The sequence below is a fragment of the Ilyobacter polytropus DSM 2926 genome (assembly GCF_000165505.1).
GTDB classification, from domain to species: domain Bacteria; phylum Fusobacteriota; class Fusobacteriia; order Fusobacteriales; family Fusobacteriaceae; genus Ilyobacter; species Ilyobacter polytropus.
Window position 1 is genome coordinate 636,226 of sequence record NC_014632.1, and the last position, 25,609, is coordinate 661,834.

Consider the following 25,609-nt stretch of genomic DNA (forward strand, 5'->3'; position numbering starts at 1 on the left):
TTGATTATCAAGTCGGATTCTTTTATTGTCATTGTGATAAAAATTCAGTTATAGTATTTCTAATTTTTCAAGTTCCTTAAAAAGATCCTCTGGTTTTTTTAAAACAATTCCTTTTATGCCGAAATAGTCAGCATTGGATATGTTTTTACTCGAATCGTCAATTAAAAGGGTTTCTTTAGGAATAAGTTGGTATTTTTTCAAAAAATAGTTATACATCTCTTTTTCAGATTTCAATATATTTATTTTACAGGATATTACTTTTCCGTAGACCTGCTGAAGCATCGGTATTTCAGAAAGATATTCGTCTAGGAGATCCTCATGGAAGTCTGCCAAAAGAAATATTTTGTAGCCGTTGTTGCCCAGTCTTTCCAGTATCTTTAGATTATCTTTTATTGGAATTATATATTTTTTTCTGTCATCCAATATTTTTTTTGCTTCCTCGTAGGAAACTGAGGACTTAGAAGAAATTCTTTTTGCAGCTTCTTCGGGATTTATTAAACCTCTGCTCAAATCCTCCCATTCCTTTTCTCTGAAAACCTCTTTGTATATTAAATCTCTTTTTTCATGGCTGAATTCTTTTTCTAGATAATGCTTTGGAGTGAATTTAAAAAGTACCTGTCCCAAATCAAAAACTACGTTTCTTATCATTGTATAACCTCCCTATTCTTTCAGGATTGGTACGAAAGTCGGTTGAAAATCTGTTGTTAAAAATGCTCTTTCTTAATTTTACAATATATATTGTAAAATTCAAATAAATTTAATTAAAAAACTTTGTTTTTTAGCAGTTTAAACTGATATAGTAAAACAAACATTAAACAAATTAAATTTTTATTTTAACTGTTTTTAATAATTAAAATGGAATTTTTATCGAAAATGTAGTAATTTATATATTGTAAAAAGAAAAAGGGGTGGGATTTAGTGAATTTGAAGAGTGTGGTAGATTTTTTAAATGGAATAATATGGAGTAAGACACTTATATACTTGTGTCTTGGTATAGGGGTTTACTTCTCCATAGTTACAAGGTTTTTGCAGATAAGACATATAAAAGAGATGATAAAACTTATGTTTAAAGGGAATGCTTCAGAAAAAGGAATATCATCATTTCAAGCACTTGCCATCTCTATCTCGGGTAGGGTAGGGACAGGTAATATCGCAGGAGTTGCAACAGCCATAGCATTAGGAGGACCAGGAGCTTTGTTCTGGATGTGGGCAATCGCCTTTTTAGGAGCTTCATCTGCGTTTGTGGAATCGGCTCTTGGACAGATATACAAGGTGGAAAAAGACGGACAGTATAGAGGGGGGCCATCCTACTATATAGAAAAAGGTTTGGGGATGAAGTGGTATGCAGTTTTATTTTCGATAGCTACTATAATAGGAGCAGGGGTGTTTCTTCCTGGGGTGCAATCGAACAGTATTGCTTCTGGATTCAAAGGAGCTTTTGGGATTTCTTCTACATTAACTGGAATTCTTATAGTCGTACTTTTGGGTATTATTGTATTTGGCGGAGTTAAAAGAATAGGAAAAGTTGCAGAAATAATTGTTCCTTTTATGGCACTGGCATATATTATCATGGCAGTAATAATTTTGATCATGAATATAGAAGAAATTCCTAGGATATTTACCCTGATAATAACATCTGCCTTTGGTGCCAATGAAATTTTTGGTGGTATACTGGGGATGGCAATATCATGGGGAGTAAAAAGAGGAATATATTCAAATGAAGCTGGTCAGGGAACAGGACCGCATGCAGCATCAGCGGCGGAAGTTTCTCATCCTGCTCAACAGGGTCTTGTACAGGCGTTTTCGGTATATATTGATACCTTATTTGTTTGTTCTGCTACTGGATTTATGATATTGATCACAGGTAATTATAATACTTATAACCCAGCGGGAGGGTTTCTGGTGGAAAATCTTGCTGGAGTAGAAATAGGACCTGCATATACAATGGCTTCAGTAGACAGTGTGTTTCCAGGAATAGGAACTATATTTATAGCCGTAGCGTTATTTTTCTTTGCTTTTACCACTATAATGGCTTATTACTATATAGGTGAGACAAATGTGGCTTATATAGAAAAAGAAGGGGACACTAAGTATATAACAATCTTCAGAGTATTGTTTCTAGTTGCAACTTATTTTGGTGCCGTTAGAACTGCTAGCCTTGCATGGGCTATAGGAGATATTGGAGTAGGGATGATGGCATGGCTAAATATTATAGCCATAATACTTTTACGTAAACCGGCTTTGATATGTTTAAAAGATTATGAAAATCAAATTTCTCAGGGGATAAAAACCCCAATATTTCATCCGGAAAAACTTGGAATCAAAGGTGCTGAGTTCTGGGAAAAAAGAATTGCTGAAAAAAGTACAGATAAGAAATAATTTGATAATAATAGCCTTAGCCATATAAATTTGTAAAATATTTAGAGTTATAAAATAAGAGTCGAGAAATAAACTTTTCTCGACTCTTATTATTTATTAAAAAAATTTGATATTTTATCTGTAATTTTTCTTTTAAAGTAGATCTTGTCATCTAACTTGTTAACCCACATTATATGCATTAGGGAATTTGTTATGAAAACCTCATCAGCCTCTATAAGCTGAGAGAGATGGTAGTGTCCTTCTTCATAAGGAATGTTTTCTTCTTTTAATTTTTCAATAACTTTATTTCTCATAATTCCAGGCAAAAGTCCGCACTCTGTTGCCGGAGTTTTTACTGTTCCATCTTTAATGAAAAAGATGTTGCTTATGGCCCCTTCACAAATCTCTTCTATAAAGTTCAAATGTAAAGATTCGTCAAAACCTAAAGACCTTGAATTTTTAAGGGAGATGAGGTTGTCGGAATAACAGGTGCTCTTTATATAAGTTAGAGAAGAGGTGGGGTTTTTTCTCAAAGGGGAAGTTTTTAGAGAAAAACCCCTTTGGTAATCCTCGTCTGAGTAAGCTAATTTTCTGGTGTTTATTAAAATGTCATAACCTGTTCCTCTTTTCAAGAGTGTAAACCTCAGAGCAAAATTATCTAGTTCGAATTTTGATATAAAGTCCAAGATAATTTCTTGAAATTCTTTGTAAGGCATTTCAAAAGAAATGTCTAAAGAGTGACCTCCCTTATATAGTCGTTCATAATGATCTGAAAGATACTCGGGTTTTTTATTGCAGATGCAGATAGTCTCAAATAGTCCTGTTCCATAGAGTTCTCCTTCTGAGAAATTAGTTTCGGTATATTTTCCGTTTAAGTAGTTCATGCTATTCCCTCCAAATAAGAGCTTCTTTCAGAGCTTTTCCCTTTAAAATACTCTCCTGGTATTCGCTTTCTGGATCAGAATCCCACACTATTCCTCCGCCCACCTGGAAATAACCAGTGTTTTCTTTGCACAAAATCGTACGTATGACAATGTTCAGATCGATACTCCCGTCAAATCCCATATAACCGATAGATCCAGTGTAGATGTTTCTGGCTGTGGGCTCTAGTTCATCTATTATCTCCATAGCCCTTATTTTGGGGGCTCCAGTTATGGAACCACCTGGAAAGGTGGCTTTTAATATATCTGCTGTGGAAATATTTTTTTTTAGTTTTCCTGTAACAGTGGCTACCTGCTGAAACAGAGTGGAATATTCTTCTATACTGAAAAGTTCAGTAACTTTTACACTTCCAGTCTCTGAGATCTTTCCTATGTCATTTCTTTCTAAATCTACTATCATAAGTAGCTCTGACTTATCCTTTTCGCTGGCTTTTAGGATTTTTTTATTTTTTTTATCCTCTTTTAAAGTGGCCCCCCTGGCGATGGTTCCTTTTATAGGCCTGGTTTCTATTATCCCTTCTCTTACTTGTATAAATCTTTCTGGAGAACAGCAGACTATCTCTCCTTCTCCAAAGTTTATATAGCTAGCAAAGGGGGCGGGGTTAGTGGATCTTAACCTCTCGTAGATTGTATAGGGGGATTTATTGAGTTTACACTGAAACCTCTGGGTGAAGTTAATCTGATAGATATCTCCAGAATAGATATAGTCTTTCACCTTTTGTATAGATTTGAGATAAGATTTTTTATTCATATTTCTATGAAATATTGTTTCTTTTTCATCAGTTTTATTTTGGTGTAGATTTATTTTTTTTTCTGTTTTGATTTTTAATTTTTGTATTATTTGGTCAGCCGATTCTTTAAACCCGTGAGCTATTAGGTATTTTTTATTTTCCAAATGATCTACTGCCAGAACACCATCGTAAAATCCTAAGAAAAGATCTGGAATATTGATGTCGTCTGTCACAGATTTTGGAAGAGCCTCTATATGATGGCAGAGGTCATAAGAAAGATAACCGGCAGCACCTCCTGTAAAGGGGATGTGAGATTTTTCATCTGTCTTGTATTTTTCTAGAAGTTCTTGAAGAATATCTAAAGGACTGTCCTGTAAATTTTTTTTGCTGTTTTCTTCTAGTATTTCTATATTATTACCCTTTGATTTTATCACAAGAAAGGGATCTGACATTATAAAGCTGTATCTCCCCAGTTTTTCAGGATCTTTTTGGCTCTCTAAAATAATGGGGTATTTGTCTTCTTTAAATTTTTTAAAAAGACTCCCTACATCTTGAGTGGTTACAAGTTCTTTTATCAGCATTTGTACCCCCTGAAATTACAGCACTCTCTTAAAAAGTTTTTTAGCAATTCTAATCCCTGTTCTGTGAGTATTGCCTCAGGGTGAAACTGGACACCCTCTATAAGATAGGTTTTGTGCTTTAAGCCCATGATCTCTTTATTTGGTCCAAAAGCTGTGATCTCAAGACATTCTGGCAAGGATTTTTTTTCCACAATAAGAGAGTGGTACCTTGTAACTTTCAGAGGGTTATTGAGATTTTTAAAAACACCGGTGTTATTATGAGTTATCTCGTGAACCTTTCCGTGGACAGGCTCTGATGCCTTTATAATTTTGGCTCCGAATACCTGAGCTATTGACTGGTGCCCTAGGCAGATTCCGAGTATAGGGATTTCCCCCTTGAATCTTTTTATGACCTCAAGACTAATTCCCGCATCGTCAGGTGTGCAGGGTCCTGGAGATATTACTATCATATTTGGAGAAAGTTTTTTTATCTCTTGTAGTGTTATCTCATCATTTCTTTTTACTACAACCTTTTCACCTAGCTGTGAAAGATACTGAACAAGATTATAGGTAAAAGAATCATAATTATCTATCATTAATATCATTGTTACTCCTTGAAAATAATATATATCTACCCCTTGATATTTTAAGATAAAACCAGGGATGGTAGTGTATCTGAATTATATTATAGCAGAGGTGATATTTGCAAATTATTTATTTTCAAGTTCTTTTTTTATATAACTTTTTAGCTGCTCCATTATATCGTCAAAATAAATCCATACATCCTCTTTTACAAAGGTTGCAATATGAGGTGACATTATAATATTTTCCAATTCTTGGAAAGGGTATTTTGAAGGGAAACACTCTTTTTTTATTCTGTCTGGATAATCGTACCAGACCTCTATACCTGCTCCCTTGAGTTTTTTATTTTTAAGAGACTCATATAAAGCTTTTTCCTCAATTGTTTTACCCCGTCCTACATTTATGAGATACTTTCCTTTGAGTTTATCTAATATTTTTTCATCTATTATTTCCTCTGTATTCTCATTTAAAGGCAGAGATACGAAAAAAACGTCGCAGTTTTCAGCCAGTTCCTCAATTGTTTTAAAATATTTTTTTACTCCAGGATAACTTTTGCCTCTGTCTAAGGTGTAAATTTCAGATGTAAATGGTTTTAAAAGGGCTGTGATATTTTGCCCGATATGTCCTATTCCCAAGAGGGCACATCTTTTGTCAAAAAGTGTCTCCCAACGGTTTTTGTTTCCTGTTCTCGGACCCCAGTTACCCTTTCTCATATCTTTGTCATATTCGGTGATTTTCCCCATGATTCCGAGGGCCAAGGTAAGGGCTCTTTCAGCCACATATTTTGACTTTGCATAACTGTGATATATTTTGATTTTTCTTTCTTTTAAATATTTTTGGGGAAATTCATCTAATCCAGTATATGGGACAAAAATTGCCTTCATATTAGTAGCTTTTTTGGCTTCTTCTATTGTCATATCAACTGCTAGAATAACATCTGAATTTTTATAATCTTTTTCATCTTTTGTAAAATATGTTTTTATATCGACTTCTGGAAACTCTTTTCTTAAATTTTCGATTGCATTTTTAAAATGATCTAATTCTTTCCAAAGATATATGCTGACTAACATAGATATCCCCTCCTTTATTAAATGATAACCTAAATAAGTTGATTCTAGCAACATAAATAAAAAATCCCCCTTTGAAATTTCAAAGGAGGAAATCTTTTTTTGTTTTTACAGGGACATTTTATTAAAAACTTCTAATGATTTCAGGGCGTTCTCACGGGGTCTGACCTCTATAATATAAGTCATATCTTTTTTCCCTATGATATCAAAGTGTTTTTTAAAATCCACATTTCCCTTGCCGATTATCTGGTGGTCACTTTTTCCATTGTTGTCATGGACATGGCAGGTTCTTATTCTGTCCTTATGCTTTATAAAAAAATCCACTTCGTTATAAAGGTTTTCATATGAGTGACCTATATCCCAAGTGAGAAATAAATTTTTATTTTCCTTTAAAACTTCTTCTAGTGTTTCCTGCACGAGTTTTTCAGGGAAACGTCCGGAGTTTTCCACACAAAGAATAGTTTTACCTACAGAGTAATCTGCGAGGTCTACAAGGGATTCTTTTAAAACAACCTTGTATTCGTCATGGTAGGTTTCGTCAAGATATGACTTTCTGTCTGTGAGGGTAAAGCATACGGCAGGTCCCACATGCATAGTTAATCTGGTTGCTCCTATATCTCCTGCAAAATCTATAACTGTCTTGAACCTTTTTATTGTAGCTTTTCTTATATCTTTTTGAAGCTGAAGCAGTGTGAGGTCCTCAGGGGCGTGTAGGGTGATCTCTACTCCTAGATCTTCACGGTATTTTTTTATTTGTTTTTTTTCTTGCTCTGTAAAATTTTCTGGAAAAAATATAGGCATGTTTACATTTAGTTCTACTGACGAGAAGCCGTTATCTTTGGCGTATTTTATAGAATCAAATATATTTTTTTCTCCAGAAGAAGCTGCGTATCCGAATTTCATAGTATTTTCCTCCTTTAAACTAAAGGAAGTCTATATAGACTTCCTTCTTTTGAATTATTTATTAAAGAACAACACTCTTTGCAGTGACCACATTGTCCATTTTCTTGAACTCTTCTAAAGTAGTGCTAGATACTTCCTCATCGATAGTTAATATCATGATGGCAGTGTCTCCCTTGGTTTTTCTTCCAACCTGCATTGTTGCTATGTTGATTCCTTTTTCTCCTGCCAATGTTCCTACGTGTCCTATTACACCAGGGACATCTTTATTTTTTACGAAAAGCATATACTCGGTAGGTTTTACCTCAAAGTCATATCCTTCAAGTTCAACTAGTTTTCCTTCGGCGTTTGAACTGATGGTTCCTGAAATTGTAAACACATAATTCTTACTGTTTGTTATTTTTATTGTCACAAGGTTGGAATAATTTCCGAAGTTCTCTATGAATTTTTTTTCTTTCATTCCTATTCCTGCATTTTCAGCCATTATTTTTGCATTTACATAATTTACGCTGTTTCCTAAAATAGGCTGTAAAAGTCCCTTTGTGAAGGCTAGGTCAGCCATCTGAGTATCTAAATTTGAAACATCTCCCCAGTAGTTGATCTCTACGAATTTTACAGATTCTGTGTAAAGCTGATAGTAAATTTTACCGAGATTTTCCATTAGCTCGATATATGGCTTGACATCTTTTAGACCTTCTCTTTCCATTACAGGTAAGTTTACAGCAGTCTCTACTATCTCTCCGTTAAGACCGTTTGATACCTGCTGTGCAATGGCGATACCCACGTTCTCCTGTGCCTCAGAAGTGTTCGCACCTATATGAGGAGTAGGGATAAAGTTGTCAAATTCGTATAGAGGGCTTTCATATCTCGGTTCTACTGCGTGGACGTCTATTCCTGCCCCTCTTATTTTCCCACCTTTAAGCCCCTGATAAAGAGCATCTTCATTTACAATTTTACCTCTTGCCACATTTACTAAGATTACATTATCTTTCATTTTATCTATTTCATCAAAACTGATCATGTCGATTGTTTCTTCGGTTCTAGGTGTGTGAATTGTTATGAAATCAGAAACTTTTAAAAGATCGTCTAAATTTTCAGCTTTTTTTACTCCAAATCTGCTGAATCTTTCGTCAGAAATATAAGGATCGTATGCTACGATTTTCATCCCGAAAGCTTTCATTCTAGTGGCCATAAGTGAACCGATCCTTCCAAGACCGATTATTCCTAGAGTTTTATTATATAGTTCCACTCCTTCAAAGGAGTTTCTGCTCCATTTCCCAGCCTTCATATCTTTGTCAGCAACTGAAACATCTCTTGCACATGCCATCATTAGAGCAATTCCCAATTCGCATGCTGAGATTGAGTTACTTTCTGGGGTATTGGCTACTATTACACCTTTTTTTGTGGCAGCATGAATATCTATATTATCTGTACCGTTTCCTGCACGTCCTACGATTCTGAGTTTGGTGGCTTTTTCCAAAAGCTCATCATTTACCTGAGTTGCACTTCTTACCAAAAGAGCATCATAATCGTGGATTCTTTTTAAAAGTTCCTCACGGCTTATACCGATACAGACGTCTACATCAAATTGATTTTGAAGAAGTTCTATTCCCCTTATATCCATTTTTTCTGCAATGATTACTTTGAATTTACTCATTTAAATTCCCCCTTTGAACTGTTGAAAATAAAATTTATATTATCCCACATATCAAATTACCCATTTTGATATGTTTGGATTTTTTATGAAAAGATCTGTAAAAATAACAAAATATTTTTGTTGTAACTTTCAGATATACTATCACAAAAAATAAAATAATTCTAGGTAAAGTTAATATTTACGGGCTTAGATGAGGTTTTGGCATAGTGTGTGGGATGTGGAAATTTCAGTATTTTAAAAAATAAATAATACAAGTTTTTTATGAAAAAAATAATTTAAATGTTGATTTTTATAGTAAAAAAAGACCCTGATAAAGTTTTTTTTCTGAAATAGAAATATCAGAATATAAAATACTTTTTCTTTAAATAAAAGTAGGAGTGTAATTAAATTCATTTTTTTATAATTATGAAATATAAATTTTAATTAATTTTTTTTATGATTTTTTATATATTCTTCTGCAAAGATTCTATTTTTTCCTTTTCTTTATATTCATTTGAGTACAAATACTTTGTTTTTAATTAAAGAGATTTACTTTTGGTCTGAAGTGTTGTCAGCAGTGTTATATTTATAACGTTGATTCGAGATCGTTCCTGCTGAAATAATGAGTAATATTTTATTTTTTTGACTAGCGGAAAACTCTTGTTAAGCTCATTAAGAATATGTTTTGTAGAAAATAAAATTTTTAGAATTTGACTTTCTTTTTTTAAAAGGCTAAAGTTTACTAGGTTAGTAAATAATCAGAAGAGATAAATGGTGATAAGGTTTGATTTTTTTTGTCTTTTGTGCTATAATTACCACGGATAATGTAAATATGTCGAAGTTGGAAAGAGTGGGTTAAGGCCCACTCTTTCTTTATAGTTTTTTTGGAAGTGGGGTGAAAATCACAAGATATGGAAAAAAATGCAAAGGCAGCTATCGTGGAAAAGATTTGGGATCTTACAACTCCAGTTGCAAGTGAATTCGGACTCGATATAGTGGATATCGAATATCTGCAAGACGGAGGATATTGGTATGTAAGAGTATATATAGAGAAGCCAGATGCTGAAATAACCTTAGTGGATTGTGCCAACGTAAGTAACAGAATTGAAGAGGACGTAGACGCCCTTATAGACAAAAAATTCTTTTTAGAGGTTTCTTCTCCAGGTATAGAGAGGCCGCTTAAAAGTGAAAAAGATTTTATTAGGTTTGTTGGAGAAAAAGCTAGATTGATCCTTAAGCATAAACTTGAGGATTCAAGAAACTGGACTGGAGAAATCTCTAGTTTTGAAAATGGAATCATCTACCTCAGTACAGACGGGAAAAAGTTAGAGATTCCTTTCAGCGAGGTTAAAAAAGCCAACCTAGTCTTCGAATTTGGGGATTTATAATATTTCAGGAGGTAATTTGAATGAAGAGTAAAGACGCAAAGGTTTTCCTCGAAGCTTTGACGGAACTAGAGAAGGAGAAGGGGATAAGCAAAGAAAGTCTTATCGAAACTGTAGAGCAGGCTCTTCTTGCTGCATACAAAAAGCACTATGGAGAAGAGGATAGCTCTATAGAGGTGGAAATCAACAGAGAATCAGGAGATGTCAAAGTATATGAGATCAAAACTGTAGTAGAAGCGGAAGATCTCTATGACTCAGCTTGTGAGATAATACTTGAAGATGCCCTTCTAGAAAAAAAGAGAGCAAAAGTAGGGGACGTATTAAAAATTGAAGTAAACTGTGAAGAGTTTAGAAGAAATGCTATCCAAAACGGGAAGCAGATCGTGATACAGAAAGTCAGAGAAGCAGAAAGACAATTTGTCTTTGATAAGTTTAAAAGCAGAGAAAAGGACATAATAAACGGAATAATCAGAAGAATAGACGACAGAAGAAATATCTTTATAGAGTTTGATGGTATAGAGGCAATGCTTCCTATCGTAGAGCAGTCTCCATCTGATGTATATAGAGTAGGAGACAGGCTTAAAGTATATGTTGTAGAAGTGGAAAAAACAAGTAGATTCCCAAAGATATTAATTTCTAGAAAACATGAGGGACTACTGAAAAAGCTATTTGAATTAGAGATACCTGAGATTGAAGACGGTCTTATAGAAATAAAGGCAGTTGCAAGAGAAGCAGGCTCTAGAGCAAAAGTGGCAGTTTACTCTGAGAATAAAGAGATTGACACTGTAGGGGCATGTATAGGACAAAAAGGTCTAAGAATTAAAAATGTGGTAAATGAGCTTAACGGAGAAAAAATAGACATTGTAGAATGGCTCGATTCCCAAGAAGAGTTCGTATCTGCAGCTCTTAGTCCGGCAAAAGTAATGAGCGTAGAGGTTTTAGAAGACCAGGTGACAGCGAGAGTAATCGTAGACACATCACAACTTTCCCTAGCTATAGGTAAAAATGGTCAGAATGCAAGACTTGCGGCGAAACTAACTGGTATGAGAGTTGACATAAAAACTCCTGAAGCTGCTGCAGAGGAAGAGAATTAATGAAAAACAGTGACTTGCCAGAAAGAACCTGTGCTGTCTGCCGTAGTAAAAAAACTAAGGATCAGCTTTTTAGAATTGTGGAAAAAAACGGTGAATTTATCTATGATAGAGAACAGAAAATTCAGTCTCGTGGAAGCTATGTCTGCAGAACTCACGAATGTGTGAAAAGATTGTTAAAACATAGAAAATATAAAATGGACATTTCTGAATTAACTAAGATGGTAGATGACCTTAAAAAAAACAGTAAGGACTATATGGGAATATTAAATGCAATGAAAAGTTCTCAGTTTCTGACATTTGGAATTAATATGGTTTTTGAAGATATAGAAAAAGTTCATTTTCTGATAATTGCAGAAGACATCAGTGAAAAAAATGATAAAAAGATAATTTCAAAAGCGAAAGAACAAGGGATAAAGTATATCCATTATGGTAATAAAAATCAGCTTGGAGAGGTATTTGGTAAAGCTGAGATTAATGTTATAGGCGTAAAAAATAAAAAAGTGGCACGTGGTCTCATGGAGTAAACGTACTGGAGGTGTTATTATTGAAGACAAGAGTACATGAATTAGCTAAGAAGCATGATATGTCAAATAAGGATTTTTTAAATCTTCTTCATGAAATGGGAGTGGAGGTTTCTTCACATCTTTCTGGTTTGAGTGATGAAGCTGTGAAAGAGATAGAAGAGTATCTTGAGTCAGAAGAGAATACAAATTCAAAGAAAAAAAAGAAAAAAAGAAGTAAAGGAGCAGCCAAAGAATCTTCTAAGGATAAAGAGGAAAAAGGAAAAACAAAAACTTCTAAAAAGAAGAAAGGTAGAAGATCTGATTTTACCGTAAAAAAAGCTGAAGAGGTAGAAGAAATTGTCTTAGAAGAAGACGGAATGAAAATAGTAAAGTTAAGAGGTGAAATCACAGTTGGTGAATTTGCTGAAAAGCTTGGAATCAATGCTACAGAAATTATAAAAAAACTTTTCCTTAAAGGGCAGATGCTTACAATTAACAGCACTATGTCTTTAGAATTAGCAGAAGAGATGGCTGTCGAATATGATGCACTTATAGAGATAGAAGAAGAAGTAGAAATGGAATTCGGAGAGAAGTTTGACCTTGAATTAGAGGACAAAGAATCTGATCTTGTGGAAAGGCCTCCTGTAATCACAATAATGGGACACGTTGACCACGGAAAGACTTCACTTCTAGATGCACTTAGAGCGACTAATGTAGCAGATGGAGAAGCTGGAGGAATCACTCAAAGAATCGGTGCCTACCAGATATCAAAAAATGGTAAGAAGATCACATTTGTAGATACTCCAGGACATGAGGCCTTTACAGATATGAGAGCCAGGGGAGCCCAGGTTACAGATATAGCTATCCTTGTAGTAGCAGCAGATGACGGAGTAATGCCACAGACAATAGAAGCATTATCCCATGCTAAAGCTGCAAAAGTACCGATCATTGTGGCAGTAAACAAAATAGATAAACCTGAAGCCAATGCTCTAAGGGTAAAACAAGAGCTTATGGAACACGGATTAGTATCTGTAGAATGGGGTGGAGATGTAGAATTCGTAGAAGTTTCGGCAAAGCAAAGACTAAATCTTGACGAACTTCTTGAAACAATCCTTCTTACTGCAGAGATATTGGAATTAAAAGCGAATCCTAAGAAAAGAGCTAAAGGTATAGTCCTTGAATCTAGACTAGATCCAAAAGTAGGACCTATAGCCGACGTTCTGATACAGGAAGGTGAACTTAAAATAGGAGATGTCATCGTCGCTGGAGAGGCTCAAGGTAAAGTAAGAGCTCTAATGAGTGACAGAGGGGAAAGAGCAGAATCTATAGGTCTTGCTCAACCTACTGAGATCGTTGGATTTAACATAGTTCCAGAAGCAGGAGACGTAGTATATGTAATCCAAAATGAACAGCATGCTAGAAGAATCGTAGAGGAAGTAGCCAAGGCAAGAAAGATATCAGAAGTATCTAGAAAGTCTATCTCTCTTGAATCACTTTCTCAGCACATGGAAGATTCAAATATAAAAGAACTTAATCTAATACTAAGAGCTGATTCAAAAGGTTCTGTAGAGGCTCTAAAAGAATCTCTTCATAAACTTTCTACTGATGAAGTTGCAGTAAACATAATACAGGCTGCGTCAGGAGCTATAACAGAAAGTGACGTAAAACTAGCAGAAGCCTCAGATGCTATCATCATAGGTTTCCATGTAAGACCTACAACAAAGGCCCTTAGAGGAGCAGAAGATTCAGGGGTAGAGATAAGAACATCAAATATCATCTATCATATTACTGAGGATATAGAAAAAGCTCTTACAGGAATGCTAGACCCTGAATTCAGAGAAAATTATCAGGGAAGAATAGAGATCAAAAAGATATTTAAAGTAAGTAAAATCGGAAATATAGCAGGATGTATAGTTGTAGACGGTAAGGTGAAGAGTGACTCTAACATAAGACTCCTTAGAAATGGAGTAGTAGTTTATGAAGGGGAACTTGATTCACTAAAAAGATTCAAAGATGATGTCAAAGAGGTTGTTGCTGGTCAAGAATGTGGACTAAACATTCAAAACTTCAATGATATCAAAGAAGGAGATATCGTCGAGGCCTTTGATGTCATTGAAATAAAAAGAACTTTAAAATAAACTTAGTAGCAGGAGAATGCATCTTCTGAAGCTTTCTATGGTTATTTAGAGAAAGAGGGTGTTATCATGAAAAAACAAAGAATTGCTGCCATTGAAAAAGAGATGACAAAGGTAATTTCTAATGTTTTGTTTGGAGAACTTAAAAATCCTAAAATAAAAGGAATAGTCTCTGTTACTCATGTAAGGGTGACGCAGGACCTGAAGTTTGTGGATGTTAGTTTTAGTGTTCTTCCTATGGCAGGGCAGACTGTAAATAGAGAAACTGTACTAAAAGGCCTTAATGAAACAAGAGGATATTTCAGAAAAAGAATCGGTGAAGAGATAAAAATCAGATTTGTACCTGAAGTAAGAGTTCATTTAGATGACAGTATAGAACATGCAGTTAAAATTTCAAAACTACTAAATGAAGTAAAGGAATAGTGGTTGTATGTTGTGGGAATATAGTGATGTGGCGGAGTCCCTGGTGGACTCTAAGTCTAAGGAATGGCATGTATCAAAATGCCTTTCCAGACTTCTCCTCAACAGAGGAATAAACACCGAAGACAGATTAAAGGATTTCCTCAATCCCCACATTGATAAATTTAGAGATCCTTTTGATTTTGAAAGGATGAATGAAGTTGTCAAAAAGATAATCGATGCCAAAAGAAAAGGTGAAAAGATTTTTATCTACGGGGACTATGATGTAGATGGAATAACAGCAGCCACTTTTCTGGTATTGGTCTTTAGGCAGATAGGAATAGATGTGGACTACTATATCCCAAACCGGATGGAAGAGGGATACGGTCTAGACAGAAAGGCTATCAATTATATTAATGATAAAAATGGCAAACTTGTCATAACTGTAGATACAGGAGTAAATTCTATAGAAGATGTGCAGTATGCTAATAAACTAGGTATAGATGTGATAATATCTGACCACCACAAAATAATCAAGGAAAAAGGTGACGAACAGCTGCTGATAATCAATCCTAAATTCAGCGAAAAATATCAGTTTAAGTTTTTAGCTGGAGCAGGAGTGGCTCTTAAAGTAGCTCAAGCTGTATACATAACTTTAGGAGAAAATCTTGATAAACTATATCAGTATATTGATATAGTTATGATAGGAACTGTGGCAGATGTAGTACCTATGATAGATGAAAACAGGATTATAATACGAAAAGGTCTTGAAGTAATAAAAAAAACAAAGGTAAAAGGTCTAGTCTATCTCATGAAATATCTGAGGCTTCAGAATAAAGATATAACCACTACTGATGTGAGCTTTTTTATATCGCCACTTCTTAACTCTCTTGGCAGAATAGGCACATCAAAGGTGGGGGCAGACTTCTTTATAAATGAAGATGACTTTGAAATATATAATATCATCGAAGAGATGAAGAAATCTAATAAAAAGAGAAGAGAGTTAGAAAGAACTATTTTTAATGAGATAGATGAAGAAATTCAAAAGATGAAGGATAAGAACTTTAAGTATCTTTTCCTAAAATCTTCTAAGTGGCATCCCGGTGTAATAGGTGTAGTCTCGTCGAGACTATCGATAAAATATCATGTCCCTGTAGTCCTTGTGGCTGTAAAAGACGGGATAGGAAAAGCATCCTGTAGAAGTATAGAGGGAATAAATATTTTCAATATACTCAGGGAGATGGCAGATAAGTTATTAAGATTTGGAGGCCATGATCTGGCATCTGGTTTTATAGCTCGAACTTCTAATCTTGATGAGATAGAAAAGAGATTAAAAGGATGCCTTGAAGTACCTGGCAAGAAAAAAGAGATAAAAACTTTAAAAATAGATGGAACTTTTTCTATTGAAAATATAGATGAAAACATTTTAACAGATTTACAACAGGTTTCACCCTACGGGCTAGAAAATGAACACCCTATTTTTCTTGATGAAGGTCTTGAATTTGAGAATCTTAAAAAATTCGGTGTTGAAAACAGACACTTTAAAACTTTTATAAAAAAGAACGGTAAGAGATATTCTGCCGTGGCCTTTGATCTCGGTTCTAAGATAGATGAAGAGGAGTATAAGCTTCTGAGATTTGATATAGCCTATTATCCTGAAAAGGTATATTATAAGGGTGATGAAACCCTTCAGATCAGAATCAAGGATTTTAAAGTAAAAGATAATTTTTATAATATTTTTACATAATAAATAAGGAGGAAATTGATGAATTACGAAATTAAGAAACTTGAAAACTCTACTGTTGAGATCTCTTTAGTACTAGAAGGTGCAGAAGTTAAGGGGTACAAAGATGAAGTAATAAAAAATCTAGCTGGAAAGGCTGATGTTCCTGGATTCAGAAAAGGTAAAGCACCTTCTTCGGCAATTGAATCTAAATTCAAAGAGGTTATTCAAGAAGAAGTAACTGAAAAAGTACTTCAGGCACACTATGAGACTGTATTAAAGGAAACTGGATTAAAACCAGTAAACTTTGTAAATTCAGCTAATGTAGAATTAGAAGATGAAAAGTATGTAGGAAAATTCCTAGTAGACGTTTATCCTGAGTTTGAAGTTGCAAACTACAAAGGTCTAGAAGCTGAAAAAGAAACTTTTGAAATGAACGACGAAGTTCTAAACAGCGAGATCGAACTTATGATAGAAAAGGAGTCAAAACTTGCAGATGCTCCTGAAGGATACAAAGCTCAAATAGATGACACTTTAGACCTTGCCTTTGAAGGGTTTATAGATGGAGAAGCATTTGAAGGTGGAAAAGCTGACTCACATATGCTAAAATTAGGTTCTAAAATGTTCATAGGGGACTTTGAAGAGCAGTTAGTAGGATATGAAGCAGGACAAGAGGGAGAAGTAAATGTATCTTTCCCTGAAAATTACCATGCACCAAACCTTGCAGGTAAACCAGCTTTATTCAAAGTAAAAGTAAATGCAGTTAAAGTTATGGAAAAACCAGAACTTAACGATGAATTTGCAAAGGCTCAAGGATTTGAATCTGTAGAGGACTTAAAAGCTAAGAAAGCTGTAGAAATCAAAGAAAGAGAAGAAGCTAGAACTGTAAATGAATATAGAGGAAAACTTCTTCAACAAGTAGTTGACAATACAGAGATGGCTTTACCTAACTCAATGATCGAAAGAGAGATAAAAGGAAGAATCACTGAGATGGAGCAGCAACTTTCTACACAAGGTATCGGACTTGATATGTACCTAAAAATGTCAGGTGTAACAATGGAAAAAATGAATGAGCAGCTTAGACCAATGGCAGCTCAAAAAGTTAAGCTAGATGTAATCTTAGATGCTATAGCAACTGCTGAAGATATCACAGTTTCTGATGAAGAACTTGCTGATAAAATGGAAGAAGTAGCTAAAATGTACGGAATGGATACTGAAAAACTTAATGAAGAATTAACAAAAGCAGGAAACTTAAACACATTTAAAGAAAACGTAAAAATAGACACAAGAATCCAAAAGACAATGGACTTTATCGTAAATAACGCCAAGTAGTCTTTTAAAAGTTATAGGGCAGATTATTCTGCCCTATAAACTCATAAACTGATTTTATATAATGAGCAGCTTAAGGGACAAGAGGGTCACTTGTGGCTTTAGCTACTGATTAAGGAGGGATAATAATGTATAATCCAACAGTAATAGAAAACACAGGTAGAGGAGAGCGTGCTTATGACATCTACTCCAGACTTTTAAGAGATAGAATTATATTCTTGGGAACTGAAATAGATGACCGTGTGGCTAACTCCATAGTGGCGCAACTTTTGTTTCTAGAGGCCGAAGATGCTGAAAAAGACATTATCATGTATATTAACAGTCCTGGCGGGGTAATTACCGGGGGAATGGCAATATATGATACTATGAATTATATTAAACCTGATGTACAGACGGTGTGCATAGGACAGGCAGCAAGTATGGGTGCACTTCTTCTGACTGCAGGGACTCCAGGGAAAAGATACTCCCTGGAAAACTCGAGAATAATGATACACCAGCCTTTAGGTGGAGCCAGAGGACAGGCAACGGATATCGCCATTCAGGCAAAAGAGATACTAAAGATGAAAGAACTCACATCACAGATAATTTCCAAAACCACAGGCCAGCCTTTTGACAAGGTAATGGAAGACACTGAAAGAGATAAATACATGAACCCTTATGAAGCAAAAGAATACGGATTGGTCGATCATGTATTTAAAGGGACAAGAGGTGAAGAAAAAAATGGATAAGGAAACTAGATGCTCCTTTTGTGGAAAAAAAGAGGGAGAAGTAGCAAAACTTATAGCAGGTGTAGGAGGAGCTTTTATTTGCAATGAGTGTGTAGAGGCTTGCGTAGAGATGTTAGACTTTTCAATAGATGCACTTCCCTATGACAGAGAGGACTTTTCTGAAATCAACCTTTTAAAACCAAAGGAGATAAAGACGAGCCTCGACGAATATGTAATAGGACAGGAACATGCAAAAAAAGTACTAGCTGTGTCTGTTTACAACCACTACAAAAGAATCCTTCATAAAGACAAAAGAGAAGAATCAGATGTAGAACTTCAAAAATCAAATGTACTTCTTATAGGACCTACAGGTTCAGGTAAGACGTTACTTGCACAGACTCTTGCAAGGACTCTTCATGTTCCATTTGCAATAGCAGATGCAACTACACTCACAGAAGCTGGATATGTAGGGGATGATGTAGAAAACGTGCTTGTAAGACTACTCCAGGCTGCAGATTATGATGTAGACGCAGCAGAGAGAGGAATAATCTACATAGATGAGATAGATAAAATTGCCAGAAAATCCGAGAATACCTCTATAACTAGAGATGTGTCGGGAGAGGGAGTGCAGCAGGCACTTCTGAAAATAATAGAGGGAACAAAGGCACAGGTTCCACCTCAGGGAGGAAGAAAGCATCCTCACCAAGAATTAATTGAGATAGATACCTCTAATATCCTATTCGTAGTAGGAGGAGCTTTTGAGGGTCTAGATAAAGTCATCAAGTCCAGAACTAAGAAAAAGGTAATAGGATTTGGTGCAGATATGAAATACGATTCCAAAGAATCTGAGGATGAGACACTATCAAAGGTTTTACCAGAAGATCTTGTAAAACATGGTCTTATACCAGAATTAATAGGAAGATTACCTGTTCTCACAACCCTTGAACATTTAGATGAAGATGCCCTTATAAGTATTCTTGTCGAGCCTAAAAACGCCATCATAAAACAGTATAAAAAGTTTTTTGAGTTTGAAGAAGTAAAACTTGAATTTGAAGAAGATGCGCTTAAGAGAATAGCACATATGGCTATAGATAGAAAAATTGGTGCCAGAGGTCTAAGGTCAATATTAGAAAGCACTATGCTTGCTCTTATGTATGAAGTTCCATCTAGCGGAGATGTGGAAAAAATAATCATAACTGAGGGAGCTGTCAGCAACAGCAAAGAAGCTGTTATTGTAAAAAAGGAGGGATAACTCAATGATTAAGACACCGTTTATACCCACGAGAGATTTAGTTATCTTCCCAGGAATAATAACTCCACTTTTTGTGGGAAGAGAAATAAGTATAAATAGCCTTGAAAAGGCAATGTTAAATGAAAATAAGATAGTTCTTTGTATGCAAAAGGATTTCCTTAAAGAGGAACCTGAACTTCCTGAAGATGTTCACAGTGTGGGAGTTTTGGCAAATGTACTTCAGACGGTAAAAATGCCAAATAACACTATTAAAGTACTCGTAGAAGCTCAGAAAAGAATTACTTTAAAAAATGTTGTAGAAGAGGGAGATTCGTATTTTGCAACTTACAAAATAGTAGAAACAAAAGAGCTTGATCCTGTAGTGGGAAAAGCCCTTTACAGAAAAGTAATTGATATATTTGAAAAATATGCAAAAATGAACAGCAGAATACTGCCAGATCTTATTGCAAACTTAAGAGGACTTACTGATATTGAAAAGGCCTTTGATCTGGTGGCATCAAATCTTCAGACAACAAGTGAAGAAAAGCAAAAGCTTCTTGAAACTTTCGACACAGAGGAAAGAGGCTACCTGCTTATAGATATAATATCAAAAGAGATCGAAATAGCTGGAATAGAGAAAAAAATAGACAGTAAAGTCAAAGAAAAAATGAATCAAGCCCAAAAATCATACTATCTAAAGGAAAAGATAAATGCTATGAAGGATGAGCTTGGTGAAAACTTTGAAGATGATGACATAGCGGAACTAAAGGAAAAGATAAAAAAAGCAAAACTTCCTCAGGAAGCGAAAAAGAAAGTTGAAAAGGAACTTTCTAGACTGACTAAGATGCCTGCATTTTCTGCAGAATCAACAGTTTCAAGAACTTATATTGAGACTATAGCAGAACTTCCTTGGAATAAAAAAACAAAAGATATACTTGATGTGAAAAAGGCTCATGAAGTATTGGAAGCAGATCACTACGGCCTTAAAGAAGTAAAGGAAAGAATCTTAGAATATCTTTCTGTAAAGAAACTCAATCCTGGAATGAAAGGAAGTATACTTTGTCTTGTAGGGCCTCCTGGTGTAGGGAAAACATCCCTTGCAAAATCAATAGCATCAGCTATGGGTAGAAAATTTGCAAGAGTTTCTCTAGGAGGAGTCAGAGACGAAGCTGACATAAGAGGACACAGAAGAACCTACATAGGATCTATGCCTGGTAGAATAATAAGAACCTTAAAAGATGCTCAGTCAAAAAATCCTCTTGTTCTTTTAGATGAAATAGATAAAATGTCTAGTGACTTTAAGGGAGATCCTGCTTCTGCAATGCTTGAAGTTTTAGACCCTGAGCAAAACAAGCATTTTGAGGATCACTATGTGGATATGCCTTTTGATCTTTCAGACGTATTTTTCATCGCTACGGCTAATGACCTAAGAACTATACCTGCACCTCTTAGAGACAGGATGGATATAATAAGTCTTTCGTCATATACTGAGTATGAAAAACTTCACATAGCAAAAAGATACCTTATAGAACAGGCTAAAAATGAAAATGGATTAAATAATATAACACTTGAACTATCTGACAGAGCTCTTATGAGAATAATAGACGAATATACTAGAGAAGCCGGGGTAAGAACATTAAAGAGAGAGATATCTAGACTCTTTAGAAGAATTGCCAAGGAGATAGTGGATACAGATAAGAAAAAAGTAGTTGTAAATATAAAAAATCTTGAAAAATATATGGGTAAAGTAAAGTTTAGACCTGGAAAAATGAGAGAAAAAGAATATAAGGTCGGAGTGGTAAACGGTCTGGCATGGACTGCAGTAGGTGGAACTACTCTTGAGGTACAGGGAGTATCAATGCCTGGAAAGGGAAAGCTTTCCCTGACAGGAACTCTAGGAAATGTCATGAAAGAGTCTGCTCATGTAGCCTATACCTTTGTAAGAGCCAAGGGACAGGATTTTGGAATTGAAGAAGCTGACTTTAACGAAAAGAAAGATATTCACCTTCATTTCCCTGAAGGAGCTACTCCAAAAGACGGACCTTCTGCTGGTATCACAATAACAACGACAATTATCTCAATTCTTTCTGGAAGAGGAGTAAGACAAGATCTGGCAATGACTGGAGAAATCACCATAACAGGTGAAGTCCTTGCAGTGGGAGGTATAAAAGAAAAGGTTATAGGGGCCCACAGGGTCGGTATAAGAGAAGTTATTCTTCCTGCTGAAAATGAATCTGATGTTTCTGAAATACCTTCAGAGGTTTCAAAAGATATGAAATTTAACTTTGTTAAAAACTATGAAGAGGTAGAGAAATTAGTTTTTGAGAAATAGTAAAAAGGGGAGAATTCCCCTTTTTACATTTAAAGGGACGACTACCACTAGAATTGATATAAGAGAAATTGTAAAGATACTTAGAAAGGAGGTATAGGGGATAAAATGAACATTAAACAAGCGGATTATGTAAAATCAGCTGTATTTGAAAAAGATTACCCAGAGGAAGTGGCTTCTTATGAGTTTGCATTTGTAGGAAGATCGAATGTAGGGAAATCTTCGCTAATAAACAGTATAACAGGCAGAAGGAAACTGGCCAAAACGAGTAAAACACCTGGAAGGACTCAGCTTATAAATTATTTTATTATAAATAAAGAGTTCTTTTTTGTAGATTTACCTGGATATGGTTTTGCAAAGGTTCCTAAGATCATGAAAGAAGAGTGGGGAAAAACTATGGAAACATATTTGGCCTCAGCCAGACAAAAGTTGGTTTTTGTGCTGTTGGATATAAGAAGAATACCAAGTGAAGATGACATCAATATGCTAAAATGGCTAGAACACTATGAAATTCCATTTAAGATTATTTTTACAAAGGTAGATAAACTTTCTAATAATGAAAAGTTTAAAAATTTAAAGAATATAAAGAAAAAACTTGTATTTGACAATTCAGATGTCTTTTTTCATTCAGCTCTCAATCACACAGGTAAAGAGGAGATATTGAATTACGTGGAAACAGTTCTGCAAAATGGGATATAAAAGACTTTGAAAATATATAAAAATTTGATATAATTGAAAAATAAAAAAGTTTATATTTCAATTTTATTTAGAGAGGATATTAAAATTATGCCTAAAAATAGAGTGGTCAAAGTCGTAGTAAAGCAAACAAGTTAATATAACTGGGGTAGCTATGACTAGTGGTATAGTTAAATATCTAAAAGGCTTATAATTAGAGGTTTGTGCAGCTATCTTAGTGATTAAAGGACTAATAATAGCTGCTTTTTTATTGCGGTGCACTAAGATAAAAGTTAAAATTATAATAAATTTCAGGAGGGACAGTAATGGACGAGCTAAGTAAAATTTATTCTCCTAAGGAGATTGAGGATAAGTGGTATCAAGATTGGGAAAATAACGGATATTTTTCTGCCACAATGGATGAGGAAAAGCCAAATTATTCAATTGTAATCCCTCCGCCTAATGTAACAGGAATATTACATATGGGACACGTACTAAATAACACTATTCAGGATACAATTATCAGATTTAAAAGAATGAGTGGTTATAATACTCTTTGGCAGCCTGGAACAGACCATGCCGGGATTGCCACACAAAATAAAGTAGAAAGAAAACTAGCTGAACAGGGTCTTAAAAAAGAGGACCTGGGAAGAGAGAAATTTTTAGAAAAAGTCTGGGAATGGAAAGATGAGCACGGAGGACTTATAACAAATCAACTTAGAAAATTAGGAGCGTCACTTGACTGGGAAAGAGAAAGATTTACCATGGATGAGGGACTTTCAGATTCTGTAAAAGAGATATTTGTAAAGCTATATAATGACGACCTGATTTATCAAGGTGAGTACATGGTTAACTGGTGTCCTCGTTGTGGTACTGCTTTAGCTGATGATGAAGTGGATCATGAAGAGAAAAAGGGAAGTCTATGGCATATAAAATATCCAATTAAAGATTCAGATGAAAATTTTGTCATAGCAACTACAAGACCTGAAACAATGCTAGGAGATACAGGAGTAGCAGTAAATCCAGATGATGAAAGATATAAACATCTAATAGGGAAAACAGTAATTCTTCCGTTAGTTGGAAGAGAAATACCTATTTTTGCCGATGAATATGTGGATATGGAGTTTGGAACAGGTGTGGTAAAAATGACTCCGGCACATGATCCTAATGATTTTGAAATTGGAAAAAAGCATGACCTTGAAATCATAAATATTATGACAGAGGATGGAAAAATCAATGAGCTAGGAGAAAAATATCAGGGGCTCGATCGGTTTGAGGCAAGAAAAGCAATAATAGAGGACTTGAAAACTAAAGGTATACTTGTAAAAACAGAGGAACATATTCATAAAGTGGGAGGATGCTACAGATGTGACACAGTAGTTGAGCCTAGAGTATCTAAGCAATGGTTTGTTAAAATGAAGCCCCTTGCTGAAAAAGCGCTGGAAGTAGTTAGAAATGGACAGGTAAAAATAGTTCCTAAAAGATGGGAAAAAGTTTATTATAATTGGCTAGAAAATATAAGAGACTGGTGTATATCAAGACAGATATGGTGGGGGCACAGAATACCTGCTTATTACGGTCCTGACAACCATATGTTTGTAGCTAGAAATCCAGAAGAAGCTGCACAACAGGCAGAAGCACACTATGGGGAAAAAGTGAACCTGACACAGGAAACTGATGTGCTTGATACTTGGTTTTCATCTGCCCTATGGCCTTTCTCTACTCTTGGATGGCCAGACAAGACTAAAGAATTGGAGATGTTTTATCCTACTGCCACTCTCGTAACAGGGGCAGATATACTTTTCTTCTGGGTAGCCAGAATGATAATGATGGGTCTTTATGAAATGGAAGAGATTCCGTTTGAGACTGTCTATCTTCATGGAATTGTAAGAGATGAAAATGGTAAAAAAATGTCTAAATCCCTAGGTAACTCACCTGATCCACTGAAATTGATAGATGAATACGGTGCAGATGCCATAAGATTTACAATGCTATACAATACATCTCAGGGACAGGATGTACATTTTTCTGAAAAACTAATTGAGATGGGTAGAAATTTTGCCAATAAAACTTGGAATGTGTCAAGATTCGTACTTATGAATCTTGAAGGTTTCGATATAAAATCAGTGGGAAAAAATGAACTGAAGCTTGAATTGGTAGACAAATGGATATTCTCAAAATTCAACAAAACTGCAAAGGATGTGGCTGCAAAATTAGATAAAAACACTCTAGATGAAGCTGCTAAGTCTGTGTATGAATTCTTGAGAGGGGATTTCTGTGACTGGTATGTAGAGATGGCTAAGGTGAGACTTTACAATGCAGAAGATGAAGTTTCAAAAAAGACAGCCCAATATGTACTGTGGACAATTTTAGAATCTTCTCTTAGACTGCTTCATCCTTTCATGCCTTTCTTAACAGAAGAGATATGGCAAAAGCTAGGAGCAGAGGGAAAAACTATAATGCTTGAAAGTTTCCCGCTATGCCAAGAGGAACTTGTAGATGAAGATGCCGAAAAAGCCTTTGAATATATTCAGACAGTGATATCTTCTGTAAGAAACATCAGGGCTGAAATAGGTATATCACCTGCTAAGCCGGTAAACATGATAGTGAGGACTTCTGATGCACTTGAATTAAAAGCCCTTCAAGATAATAGAGGCTTCCTTTTAAATCTGGCTAAACTTGAGACTCTAGAAGTTGGTGAAAATCTTGAGAAACCTAAACAAGCTGGATTCAGAGTTGCAAAAAATTCTGAATTATATGTTCCTTTGACAGGTCTTTTAGATTCTGAAGCAGAGATAAAAAAAATAAATGTGCAGATGGAAAAAATACAAAAAGACCTTGATAAAGTTACAGCAAAACTTTCGAATGAAAAGTTTACATCTAAGGCTCCTGCTCAGATAATTGAAAGAGAAAAAAGAATTCAAAAAGAATATCAGGATAAAATAGATAAACTTCAAGAAAACTTAAAAAACTTTTTATAATATACAGGCAGAGTACCCGGCGTTTATGTCGGGTACTCTGTTTGTCTTTACAAGGCTAATAAAGGATTTATAAAATAAATTAAGATAATAAATTTACTGAGTAACTTAAAATTAGTTGCTACCTTTGTTTTAGATTAAAGTAATGAATTTATCCAAAGTTCCGTTACTTTTCCTTGATGAAAAGTAACCAAAAATCAAGGCCTGTGAAAAATAAGCTAAATGCCTTCGGAAATCTAAGTAAAAATCAAAACTCGCTACGCTCAGACAGTTGATTTTTTCTAGAGATTTCTCTCAGTCATTCTTAACGCTTATTTTATCAATGGCCAAAAACTTAAAAAAAACT

At 35.0% G+C, this 25,609-nt stretch carries 20 protein-coding genes; 13 read left to right on the forward strand and 7 right to left on the reverse strand.

All coding sequences use genetic code 11. The annotated features are described in order from the left end of the window. Positions 1–48: 48 nt before the first annotated feature. On the reverse strand, positions 49–648 hold the full coding sequence (locus tag ILYOP_RS02900) for an HAD hydrolase-like protein (protein WP_013387018.1): 600 nt from the start codon (positions 646–648) through the stop codon (positions 49–51). Between the two features lie 270 nt (positions 649–918). Between ILYOP_RS02900 and ILYOP_RS02905 the strand changes: the two genes are divergently transcribed. Next, the gene (locus tag ILYOP_RS02905) at positions 919–2,379 is read left to right on the forward strand and encodes an alanine/glycine:cation symporter family protein (RefSeq protein WP_013387019.1); all 1,461 of its coding nucleotides are present in this window, start codon (positions 919–921) and stop codon (positions 2,377–2,379) included. A gap of 89 nt (positions 2,380–2,468) precedes the next feature. Here the strand turns inward: ILYOP_RS02905 and ILYOP_RS02910 are convergent, their stop codons facing one another. The 6 genes from ILYOP_RS02910 to serA all read right to left on the reverse strand — a co-directional run bounded on the left by ILYOP_RS02910 (position 2,469) and on the right by serA (position 8,796). Then, on the reverse strand, positions 2,469–3,242 hold the full coding sequence (locus tag ILYOP_RS02910; protein WP_013387020.1) for an aminotransferase class IV: 774 nt from the start codon (positions 3,240–3,242) through the stop codon (positions 2,469–2,471). A 1-nt stretch (position 3,243) separates the two neighbouring features. Beyond that, the gene (pabB, locus tag ILYOP_RS02915; RefSeq protein ID WP_013387021.1) at positions 3,244–4,611 is read right to left on the reverse strand and encodes an aminodeoxychorismate synthase component I; all 1,368 of its coding nucleotides are present in this window, start codon (positions 4,609–4,611) and stop codon (positions 3,244–3,246) included. Beyond that, a complete protein-coding gene (locus tag ILYOP_RS02920; RefSeq protein ID WP_013387022.1) occupies positions 4,605–5,195 on the reverse strand; it encodes an anthranilate synthase component II in 591 nt (196 codons plus the stop codon). Before ILYOP_RS02920 ends, pabB begins: the two co-directional genes overlap by 7 nt. A 105-nt stretch (positions 5,196–5,300) precedes the next feature. Next, positions 5,301–6,242 carry a 2-hydroxyacid dehydrogenase gene (locus ILYOP_RS02925; RefSeq protein WP_049774845.1) on the reverse strand — a complete coding sequence of 314 codons (942 nt, stop codon included), beginning with the start codon at positions 6,240–6,242 and terminating at the stop codon, positions 5,301–5,303. 105 nt (positions 6,243–6,347) lie between these two features. Beyond that, positions 6,348–7,142, reverse strand: coding sequence for a sugar phosphate isomerase/epimerase family protein (locus tag ILYOP_RS02930; protein WP_013387024.1), 795 nt, complete (start codon positions 7,140–7,142; stop codon positions 6,348–6,350). A gap of 61 nt (positions 7,143–7,203) precedes the next feature. After that, positions 7,204–8,796, reverse strand: a complete 1,593-nt coding sequence (serA, locus tag ILYOP_RS02935) for a phosphoglycerate dehydrogenase (protein WP_013387025.1) — start codon at positions 8,794–8,796, stop codon at positions 7,204–7,206. A gap of 890 nt (positions 8,797–9,686) precedes the next feature. Between serA and ILYOP_RS02940 the strand changes: the two genes are divergently transcribed. The 12 genes from ILYOP_RS02940 (at position 9,687) to ILYOP_RS02995 (ending at position 25,266) form a co-directional block, all read left to right on the forward strand. Further along, positions 9,687–10,163, forward strand: coding sequence for a ribosome maturation factor RimP (locus ILYOP_RS02940; RefSeq protein ID WP_013387026.1), 477 nt, complete (start codon positions 9,687–9,689; stop codon positions 10,161–10,163). Between the two features lie 20 nt (positions 10,164–10,183). Next, complete coding sequence (nusA, locus tag ILYOP_RS02945; RefSeq protein WP_013387027.1) at positions 10,184–11,254, forward strand: transcription termination factor NusA; 1,071 nt, start codon at positions 10,184–10,186, stop codon at positions 11,252–11,254. After that, positions 11,254–11,778 (forward strand): DUF448 domain-containing protein, encoded by a 525-nt coding sequence (locus ILYOP_RS02950; protein WP_013387028.1) that lies wholly within the window; start codon positions 11,254–11,256, stop codon positions 11,776–11,778. The genes nusA and ILYOP_RS02950 overlap by 1 nt, the downstream gene beginning before the upstream one ends. Before the next feature lie 59 nt (positions 11,779–11,837). Beyond that, complete coding sequence (gene infB, locus ILYOP_RS02955; RefSeq protein WP_245546514.1) at positions 11,838–13,895, forward strand: translation initiation factor IF-2; 2,058 nt, start codon at positions 11,838–11,840, stop codon at positions 13,893–13,895. Between the two features lie 66 nt (positions 13,896–13,961). Next, complete coding sequence (gene rbfA / locus ILYOP_RS02960) at positions 13,962–14,315, forward strand: 30S ribosome-binding factor RbfA (RefSeq protein WP_013387030.1); 354 nt, start codon at positions 13,962–13,964, stop codon at positions 14,313–14,315. A 7-nt stretch (positions 14,316–14,322) separates the two neighbouring features. After that, positions 14,323–16,038: a single-stranded-DNA-specific exonuclease RecJ gene (gene recJ / locus ILYOP_RS02965; protein ID WP_013387031.1), complete on the forward strand. Its 1,716-nt coding sequence runs from the start codon at positions 14,323–14,325 to the stop codon at positions 16,036–16,038. An 18-nt stretch (positions 16,039–16,056) separates the two neighbouring features. Next, positions 16,057–17,346 (forward strand): trigger factor, encoded by a 1,290-nt coding sequence (tig, locus tag ILYOP_RS02970; protein ID WP_013387032.1) that lies wholly within the window; start codon positions 16,057–16,059, stop codon positions 17,344–17,346. 125 nt (positions 17,347–17,471) lie between these two features. Beyond that, positions 17,472–18,071 (forward strand): ATP-dependent Clp endopeptidase proteolytic subunit ClpP, encoded by a 600-nt coding sequence (gene clpP, locus ILYOP_RS02975; protein WP_013387033.1) that lies wholly within the window; start codon positions 17,472–17,474, stop codon positions 18,069–18,071. Beyond that, positions 18,052–19,302, forward strand: a complete 1,251-nt coding sequence (gene clpX / locus ILYOP_RS02980) for an ATP-dependent Clp protease ATP-binding subunit ClpX (RefSeq protein WP_013387034.1) — start codon at positions 18,052–18,054, stop codon at positions 19,300–19,302. Before clpP ends, clpX begins: the two co-directional genes overlap by 20 nt. Positions 19,303–19,306: 4 nt before the next feature. Continuing rightward, positions 19,307–21,613, forward strand: coding sequence for an endopeptidase La (gene lon, locus ILYOP_RS02985; RefSeq protein WP_013387035.1), 2,307 nt, complete (start codon positions 19,307–19,309; stop codon positions 21,611–21,613). A gap of 105 nt (positions 21,614–21,718) precedes the next feature. Further along, positions 21,719–22,309, forward strand: coding sequence for a ribosome biogenesis GTP-binding protein YihA/YsxC (gene yihA / locus ILYOP_RS02990; RefSeq protein ID WP_013387036.1), 591 nt, complete (start codon positions 21,719–21,721; stop codon positions 22,307–22,309). A gap of 302 nt (positions 22,310–22,611) precedes the next feature. After that, on the forward strand, positions 22,612–25,266 hold the full coding sequence (locus tag ILYOP_RS02995) for a valine--tRNA ligase (protein ID WP_013387037.1): 2,655 nt from the start codon (positions 22,612–22,614) through the stop codon (positions 25,264–25,266). Positions 25,267–25,609 lie beyond the last annotated feature (343 nt).

Coding starts and splice junctions, on each gene's coding strand:
- ILYOP_RS02900 (WP_013387018.1), bottom strand. CDS start 648: ATGATAAGAAACGTAGTTTTTGATTTGGGACAGGTACTTTTTAAATTC.
- ILYOP_RS02910 (WP_013387020.1), bottom strand. CDS start 3,242: ATGAACTACTTAAACGGAAAATATACCGAAACTAATTTCTCAGAAGGA.
- pabB (WP_013387021.1), bottom strand. CDS start 4,611: ATGCTGATAAAAGAACTTGTAACCACTCAAGATGTAGGGAGTCTTTTT.
- ILYOP_RS02920 (WP_013387022.1), bottom strand. CDS start 5,195: ATGATATTAATGATAGATAATTATGATTCTTTTACCTATAATCTTGTT.
- ILYOP_RS02925 (WP_049774845.1), bottom strand. CDS start 6,242: ATGTTAGTCAGCATATATCTTTGGAAAGAATTAGATCATTTTAAAAAT.
- ILYOP_RS02930 (WP_013387024.1), bottom strand. CDS start 7,142: ATGAAATTCGGATACGCAGCTTCTTCTGGAGAAAAAAATATATTTGAT.
- serA (WP_013387025.1), bottom strand. CDS start 8,796: ATGAGTAAATTCAAAGTAATCATTGCAGAAAAAATGGATATAAGGGGA.
- ILYOP_RS02940 (WP_013387026.1), top strand. CDS start 9,687: ATGGAAAAAAATGCAAAGGCAGCTATCGTGGAAAAGATTTGGGATCTT.
- nusA (WP_013387027.1), top strand. CDS start 10,184: ATGAAGAGTAAAGACGCAAAGGTTTTCCTCGAAGCTTTGACGGAACTA.
- ILYOP_RS02950 (WP_013387028.1), top strand. CDS start 11,254: ATGAAAAACAGTGACTTGCCAGAAAGAACCTGTGCTGTCTGCCGTAGT.
- infB (WP_245546514.1), top strand. CDS start 11,838: ATGTCAAATAAGGATTTTTTAAATCTTCTTCATGAAATGGGAGTGGAG.
- rbfA (WP_013387030.1), top strand. CDS start 13,962: ATGAAAAAACAAAGAATTGCTGCCATTGAAAAAGAGATGACAAAGGTA.
- recJ (WP_013387031.1), top strand. CDS start 14,323: ATGTTGTGGGAATATAGTGATGTGGCGGAGTCCCTGGTGGACTCTAAG.
- tig (WP_013387032.1), top strand. CDS start 16,057: ATGAATTACGAAATTAAGAAACTTGAAAACTCTACTGTTGAGATCTCT.
- clpP (WP_013387033.1), top strand. CDS start 17,472: ATGTATAATCCAACAGTAATAGAAAACACAGGTAGAGGAGAGCGTGCT.
- lon (WP_013387035.1), top strand. CDS start 19,307: ATGATTAAGACACCGTTTATACCCACGAGAGATTTAGTTATCTTCCCA.
- yihA (WP_013387036.1), top strand. CDS start 21,719: ATGAACATTAAACAAGCGGATTATGTAAAATCAGCTGTATTTGAAAAA.
- ILYOP_RS02995 (WP_013387037.1), top strand. CDS start 22,612: ATGGACGAGCTAAGTAAAATTTATTCTCCTAAGGAGATTGAGGATAAG.